The sequence below is a fragment of the Streptomyces sp. XY431 genome (genome assembly GCF_001279805.1).
Classification (GTDB): Bacteria; Actinomycetota; Actinomycetes; order Streptomycetales; family Streptomycetaceae; genus Kitasatospora; species Kitasatospora purpeofusca.
The window spans coordinates 21763-28113 of the sequence record NZ_LGDO01000029.1 but is presented as its reverse complement, the minus strand read 5'-3'; the positions used below and the strand labels follow the sequence as shown (position 1 = coordinate 28113).

The window sequence follows — 6351 nt, the reverse complement described above, 5'->3', positions numbered from 1 at the left end:
GGCCCTCGACGTCTCGGTCCAGGCCCAGGTGATCAACCTGCTGGAGCAGCTCCAGAACGAGTTCGAGCTCTCCTACATGTTCATCGCCCACGACCTCTCGATCGTCCGGCACATCTCCGACCGGGTCGGCGTGATGTACCTCGGCAGGATGGTCGAGATCGGGACGGAGGAGGAGATCTACTCCCACCCGACCCATCCGTACACCCAGGCGCTGCTCTCCGCGGTGCCGGTGCCCGACCCGACCGGGCGCGAGCACCGCGAGCGGATCCTGCTCAGCGGTGACATCCCCTCGCCCGCCAACCCGCCGTCCGGCTGCCGCTTCCGCACCCGCTGCTGGAAGGCGGAGGAGCGGTGCGCCGAGGAACTCCCGCTGCTGGCCGTGCCGTCGACGCTGAGCGGGCCGGCCGCGCACGAGTCGGCCTGCCACTTCGCGGAGGTGCGGGACGTGATCGGTTCGGGCTGACCGCGCCCGGCACCGCACCCGGGGCCCCGGAGTCCGCGCGACTCCGGGGCCCTTCCGGCTGCCGGGCCGGGGTCACTTCTGGAAGCCGACGTTCTCCCAGACGATGTCGGACAGGCCCTGGGCGCCGATGTTGGCGAGGTCGGCGCGGCTCCCGTACAGCTGCGGGCGCTGGTAGAGCGGCAGCACCCCGGCCACCTTCCACAGTTCGGCGTCGGCCTGGTTGATGGCCTCGAAGGCGGCGGCCGCGTCGCCCGCGGCGGAGGCCCGGTCGAGTGCGGCGTCGACGGAGGGGTTGCCGGACTGCGAGTGGTTGGTGCCGCCGTTCTGGACGAAGTTGGCCCGGTTGCCGCTGGCCGGGAACGGTGTGCCGAGCAGCGAGTAGGCGGCGATGTCGAAGTCCCGCCGGTTGACGTACTTGTCGAAGTACTCGTTGGGGTTGGCGGTGACCGTGGTGACCTTCACCCCGACGTCCTTGAGCATGCCGGTGGCGACGGCGGCCTCGTTCTGGGCCTGGGTGACCCCGGCGGGGATGACCAGCCGCAGATTGAGCTCCTTGCCGTCCTTGCGGCGGACGTCGCCGTCGAGCTTCCAGCCGGCCGCGTCGAGCTTGCGGACGGCCTCGGCCGGGTCGTAGCGGCTGAGGCCGAGGGAGTTGTCCCGGTAGGCGTTCTGGTTGGCCACCAGCAGGTGGTTGTTGAGGGTGACGGTGGGCCAGTCGAGCCCGGCCAGGTCGGAGCGGGCGATGACGTCCCGGTTGATCGCCTGGAACACGGCCTGGCGGACGGAAGGATCGGTGAGCGCGGGGCTGCGGCCGTTCAGGGTGAACTGGCGGAAGTCGGGCCCGCCGGCCCGGCGGACGGCGGCACCGGGGGTGCTGCGGATCAGCTGGTAGCCGGCCACGTCGGGGCCGTTGTTGAACAGGTCGATCTCGCCCTTGTTGAAGGCGGCGGCCATCGTGTTGGGCAGCATCGCGCGGAAGACGATCCGGTCGAGCAGCGGCTTGTCGCCCCACCAGGCCGGGTCGGCGACCAGGGTGACGGTCTGCGTCGCCCGGTCCATCCGCTCCACCTTGAACGGGCCCGCGGTGACCGGGACGGCGTCCAGGTAGGCGGTGTTGAAGAGCTCGGGGGTGGCGATCCGGCTCGCGGGCAGCAGCGGGGCGTTGGCGGCCCCGTTGAACATCGACTGCCACTCGGCGAACGGCCGCTCGAAGGTCATCACGGCCTGGAAGTCGTCCTTGCCGCGCTCGACCGCCGAGACCAGCTCGAACCCGGTGCTGCTGGCCGACCGGTAGGCCGGGTCCTTGCCGTTCAGCGCCCGCCAGTTGGCCTCGATGTCGCGCCAGGTGATCGGGGCGCCGTCGGACCAGCGGGCCTTCGGGTTGAGCGTCCAGACCACCACCTGTCGGCCGTTCCGCTGCTCGCTGTGCGCGTCCTGGAGGTAGGCCGGGTTGGGGGTCTGGGTGCCGGCCGCGTCGGAGCGGAAGAAGGTCGGCAGCAGCGGCTTGGTGACGGCGATGGTGGAGGACTCGCCGCCGTCGGCCTGGATCGGGGACCACTGGGTGGAGTACTGGGCCACCGCGACCCGCAGGGTGCCGCCTTGGCGCAGCTCGGCGCGCTCGTGCGGATTGATGTCGACGGCGGTGAGCTTGGGCGTCTCGACCGAGCTCGGGAGGGCCCGGGCGTCGGCTCCGACTCCGGAGCCGTTGCCGGGGCCGCAGGAACACAGCGTCAGCGAGAGCGAGACGGCGGTGAGACCGGCGAGCAGGGCCGTGCGGCGGTACAGGGGGCGGCCCATGGTGGTTCTCCCGGGACGGATGCGGCGGACGATAGGCGTCACATCTTGCTGACCTGGGAGTGGAGTTGTCGAGGGGCGGGCCCGGATCCGGACCCGCCCCCCGGTAACGGTTCGATCAGGCCGGGAACTTGAAGGTCCGGTCCTTGTCGCCGCTCTTCTCGAACAGCGCTGTCACCTGGTCCGCGACGTCCTGCGCGGTGATCGGGACGAGCTGGCCGTTCTTCTTCGTCTTCACCTTGTCGAAGGCGCCGGCGAGCTGGCGGTTCAGCGCGTCGAGGTCCCACTTCGGCACGAACTTGCCGTTGGCGTCCGGGACGAGGGTGAGCGCGGCGGCGGCGGTCTTCGGCCCGAAGTCGAACTTCTTGGGGCCGGCCTGGATGTGGATCTGGCCGTTCGTCACCGACTTGCCGAGGGTGTCCGCCGCGCCCTGGAGGGCCTGCGGGGAGGTCTTCGGCTGGGCGGCCGTGACGGCCAGGGCGACGGGCTGCTCCGACTTGCCCGCGGCGCGCTCGCGGTAGGCCGTGTCGACCAGGTCGACGGCGGCGGCGGAGTCCACCGCCTGGCCGGCCTTGCCCGGGACGACGACGGTGTCGCCGTTCTCGGCGAACTTGACGTAGCCCTCCTGGAGCCCCTGGCCGGAGCCGCCGGCCAGCGCCTCCAGCGCGGACTTGAGCTTGGCCCGGTCGACCTTGACCTCCGGCGGGACGGCCTTCTCGTCGCCCTTGAGCGACTTGAGGACGTCCACCGGGTTGTAGGAGTGCTGGGTGAGCCGGTCCACGGTGGCCGTGGTGTCGAAGGCCAGCCCGGCCGCGGTCGGGTCGAGGTCCACGGTCTGCTCGCCGACCTTCAGCTTGACCGGCTGCTGGCCGGCCTTGCCGACGCTCTCGTCGAGCTGGTGGATGGCCTGGTCGCGGTTGCTGCCGCCGATGTCCGTGCCGAGCACCACGGTGCCCTTGGGGATGTCGGACTGGTTCAGCATCAGCCCGGTGCCGTAGGCGGCGGCGCCGAGGAAGGCCACGCCGACGACCGCGTAGGTGGTGAGCTTGACCAGCTTCTTGGCGGCGCTCGGCCGGGGCTTGGCGGCCGCGGCGGGCTTGGCGGCCGGCGCGGGCTTCGGGGCGGACGGGCCGTCCGCCGCCGGTGCGGTGGGCGGTGCGGAGTCCGCGCCGCCGGGGTGCGGGTGGGCCTGGGAGGCACCGGGGTGCGGGCCGGCGGGTGCCCCCATGGCGTCGGGGACGCCGGGGAAGAGGCTGCCGGGTGCCGGGGCGCCGTGCGGGCCGGCGGCCGGCGGGCGCTGGGCGGCGAACGGGTCGGCGCCGGGCGGGGCGGAGGCGAACAGGCCGGGCTGCGGGCCGCCGCCCGGAGCGGCCGGTCCGGTGGGGGCCCCGGGTATGGGGCCGGCCGGGGCGTTCTCGCGGATCGGCGCGAAGCCGTCGACCGAGGTGTCCTCGGGGTCCGCGGTACCGGGCCCGGCGGGGGCGGGGCGGCCCCGGCCCTGCTGGGCGCCGCCGGGCCGGCCGGGGCCCGTGGCGAACGGGTCCGCACCGGGGTTGAACGGGTCGCCGCCGGGGTTGAACGGAGCGGTGCCGGGGGCGAAGGGATCGGCGGGCGCGAACGGGTCGGCCGGGCCGCCGGTGCCGAAGGGGTCGACCGGGGCGCCGGGCGCGAACGGGTCGGCCGGGGCGTCCGCGTAGACACCGGCCTCGTCGGCGGGCAGCTCGCCGCCGGCGCCGTACGGAGTGGCGGGCGCGCCGGTCGGACGCGGACCGGGGGCCTGCGCCTGGGTCTGGGCGGGCACCGGGCGGCCGTTGGCACGGGCCGCGGCGGGGCGCTCGGTCTGCGGGCGGCCGCCCTCGGGGCGGGCGCCGTTCGGCCGGGCGGTGCCGCGCTGGGCTGCGGCGGGGGCAGCTGCGGGTGCCGCCGCGGAGGCGGCGGGAGCGCCGGCCGGCACCGCGGCAGGGGCGGAGCCCTCGCCGGGCGCGGCCTTCTTCTGCCGGGGGCGGAACCAGGCGCCGGTGGACTCGGCCTCGGAGGCGGCCGGCGGGATCTGCCACTCCGGCGGCAGGTCCGGCGGGGTGGAGCGGCCGCCGCCGTCCATCACGCCGAGCACCGGGGAGGCGGGCGCGGCGGACCGGTGGCGGGGCCCGGCGGCCGGCTCGGCGACGGGCGCGGGAGCCTCCTCGCCGGTGCCGTCCTCGTTCTTGACCGTGCTGCGCACCACCACCGGAGGGATCGGACGCGAGCCGGGGATGTTGATCCGGACGCGGGTGGTGAGGGTGGTCTCGGTCTTCGGGCTGTCGTCCTCGCCCTCCGGAGCCGAGCCCTTGGCGGCGGCGCCGGCACCCGCGCGGTCGCCGCCGGGGAACCCCGGTGTGCCGTAGGGCGGGGTGCCCGACGGGTAGGCGTCCGGTCCCGTGCGCCGAGGCGTCGGGTGGGCGTTGTCAGATTCGCGGCTGCTCAATGCTGCTCTGCTCCGGGTTCGCGGGCCGGGCCGTGCGGCGCGACCGCGGTTGTCGGCGCCGGACCAGGCGGGCGGCGTCGGGTACGGCGTTCTGCGGCACCACCATACTGGGAAGAACCGGCCGGTGAACCGGTTCGGACAGATCCCGATACGTCCGGTTCTTCCGGTATGAGAGTACGACCGGACGGTATTGACTGCCCGTCGTACCGGCCACCGTACGCGGATCCCCCTCAGGGGCGGCGCGGCGGCCCCGGAACGCCGGGGAACCAGCTGGTGCGGGTCGGCAGGGTGGCACAGATCACGCCCAGGATCGAGCCGACGAACAGCCAGCAGAGCGACGTGGCATTGGTCCAGAGCACGTTGTCCCCCTCCGGGCGGGGCACCATCACCAGCAGCAGGGCCAGGAACCAGCCGGCCGCCGGGACCCCCGCGCCGAGCCGGGTGCCGGTCACCCGCAGGCCGCCGTAGAAGGTCGCGGCGGTGGCGGCGAGCGCCAGCAGGACTCCCACGGGCGGCCACAAGGCCTGCACAAATGCTCCGCAGATCGACACCGCGATGCCCAGCAGGAAGAACAGGACATAAGCCGCGATCCGTGCGATGCGCGGGGGCTGGGACTCCTTCAGCCGCTCCTCCCGGCTGCCGAGCAGCGCCGCCGGGATCGAACGGCGGGCGGGCCGGGCGTCGGTCGCGGTCATCGGGCGGGCTCCTCGTGGACGGCGGCGGGGTCCTCGGCAGTGGCGGGGTCCTCGGCGGTGGCGTCGGAACCGGCGAAGAGGTCCTCCTCCGGCAGTCGCGTTCCGGCCCGGCCGCGTACCAACTGGTAGTACTCGGTGGCGAGCAGCGGCTGGCCGAGGTCGTTGGAGAGCGCGAAGAACGCGCCGTCCACGGTGATCTGGGTCGCGTGGGCGGCCATCGCGGCGGCCTTGCGGTCGGTGTACGCGGTGCCGTCCACCACCGTGGTGACCAGCTCGTCGGCCACGACCCCGGGGATGTCGGCGGCCTCCGCCACACCGGGGAACGGCGCCTTCTCGGCGGTCTCGGCGAGGCCCCGCTCGATCACCGACCGGGGCATCCGGTTCCAGTAGACCTTGGCGATCCGCCAGGCCGGGCCGAGATCGGGCCGGTGGGCCGGGTCGGCGGCCAGCTCGTACGCGCGCATCGCGACCCGGTGTGCCTGGATGTGGTCGGGGTGCCCGTAGCCGCCGTCCTCGTCGTAGGTGACCAGCACCTGCGGGCGGACCTCCCGGACCACCGCGGCCAGCCGGTCGGCGGCCTCGTCCACGTCGGCCCGCCAGAAGCAGCCGGGCGCGTCGTTGTCGGGCACGCCCATCATCCCGGAGTCGCGGTAGCGCCCCGGGCCGCCGAGGAAGCGGAAGTCGGTGACCCCGAGCTCGGCCATCGCCCGCGTCAGCTCGCCGATCCGGTGGGCGCCGAGGGCGTCCTCCCGATCGGCCGTCAGGTGGGCCAGCTCGGGCGGGATCACCTCGCCGCCCTCGCCGAGGGTGCAGGTCACCAGGGTGACCTGGGCGCCCTCGGCGGCGTACCGGGCCATCGTGGCGCCGTTGTTGATCGACTCGTCGTCGGGGTGCGCGTGCACCAGGAGCAGGCGGCGTCCGGTAGTCGCGGTCAT

General features: G+C 74.3%; 5 protein-coding genes. 1 reads left to right on the top strand and 4 read right to left on the bottom strand.

Going from position 1 to position 6351, the window contains the following annotated elements:
* Nucleotides 1-463 (top strand): oligopeptide/dipeptide ABC transporter ATP-binding protein (locus ADK60_RS05195; protein ID WP_199839597.1); only part of this gene is annotated, 463 nt, incomplete at its 5' end.
* Nucleotides 464-535: 72 nt separating this feature from the next.
* Here ADK60_RS05195 and ADK60_RS05190 read toward each other — a convergent pair.
* From ADK60_RS05190 to mshB, 4 genes are all read right to left on the bottom strand, one after another.
* Entirely contained in the window at nucleotides 536-2260 is a 1725-nt protein-coding gene (locus ADK60_RS05190) for an ABC transporter family substrate-binding protein (protein WP_053643595.1), read from the bottom strand.
* Between the two features lie 115 nt (nucleotides 2261-2375).
* Nucleotides 2376-4721 carry a peptidoglycan binding domain-containing protein gene (locus ADK60_RS05185; RefSeq protein ID WP_053643593.1) on the bottom strand — a complete coding sequence of 782 codons (2346 nt, stop codon included), beginning with the start codon at nucleotides 4719-4721 and terminating at the stop codon, nucleotides 2376-2378.
* 230 nt (nucleotides 4722-4951) lie between these two features.
* Nucleotides 4952-5416, bottom strand: coding sequence for a DUF6113 family protein (locus tag ADK60_RS05180; RefSeq protein ID WP_234325882.1), 465 nt, complete (start codon nucleotides 5414-5416; stop codon nucleotides 4952-4954).
* On the bottom strand, nucleotides 5413-6351 hold the full coding sequence (mshB, locus tag ADK60_RS05175; RefSeq protein WP_053643591.1) for an N-acetyl-1-D-myo-inositol-2-amino-2-deoxy-alpha-D-glucopyranoside deacetylase: 939 nt from the start codon (nucleotides 6349-6351) through the stop codon (nucleotides 5413-5415). The genes ADK60_RS05180 and mshB overlap by 4 nt, the downstream gene beginning before the upstream one ends.